The sequence below is a fragment of the Neisseria sp. P0021.S006 genome, from assembly GCF_051956895.1.
This window is the reverse complement of sequence record NZ_JBQCWZ010000721.1, coordinates 1-708: the sequence shown is the minus strand read 5'-3', so window position 1 is coordinate 708 and position 708 is coordinate 1. Positions and strand designations below refer to the sequence as shown.

The window sequence follows — 708 nt, the reverse complement described above, 5'->3', positions numbered from 1 at the left end:
ACAGCACACCGAATACCACTACGACGCCAATCAAAACCTCACCCTCGCCCTCTATCCAGACGGCAGCAAAGAGACCTTCGGCTACGATGCTGCAGGTCGTTTGACCACCCATACCGACGGCGAAGGCCACACCACCTCCTACGAATACGGCCAGGACGGTCTGCCGACCCAACGCACCAATGCGCTGGGCCATACCTTCGGCTACCATTACGACAAAGCCCGCCGCCTAGTCGGCCTCACCAATGAAAACGGTGCGCGCTACCGCTTTGCCTACGACATCCTCGACCGATTGATTGCAGAAAGCGGTTTCGACCATAAGCTGACCGGCTACCGCTACAATGCCGGCAACGAACTGATTGAACAGCGTGAATTCGGCGACGAAGCCTCCCTTGCCGCCAAACTGATGGCGCAGCTGGGCGGACAACCCGTCCCCAAAAAAGAAGCCGCCCCGCTTTCAGACGGCCTCGACAGCCAAACCCCGCTGCGGATTACCGAGTTCAAACGCGATGTATTGGGACGTTTAATCCACACCCTTGCCCGCGATAACGACAAGGTTCAGGAAACCGCTTACCAATACGACCTGGACGGCAACCTCGTCCGCGCCGCCAACAGTCACAGCATTACCTGCTTCGACTACAACGGCAACGGCCAAATCATCGGCCAGCACCAATGGAAAGTACCGGCTAAGGAAGAGAACGCCCGAAACGG

Annotated in this window: 1 pseudogene; it reads left to right on the top strand. The window is 57.9% G+C overall.

Annotated features, from left to right (window positions below):
* Positions 1–100: 100 nt before the first annotated feature.
* Positions 101–708, top strand: a pseudogene (locus ACTHUM_RS16695) (RHS repeat family protein); the annotation flags it as partial.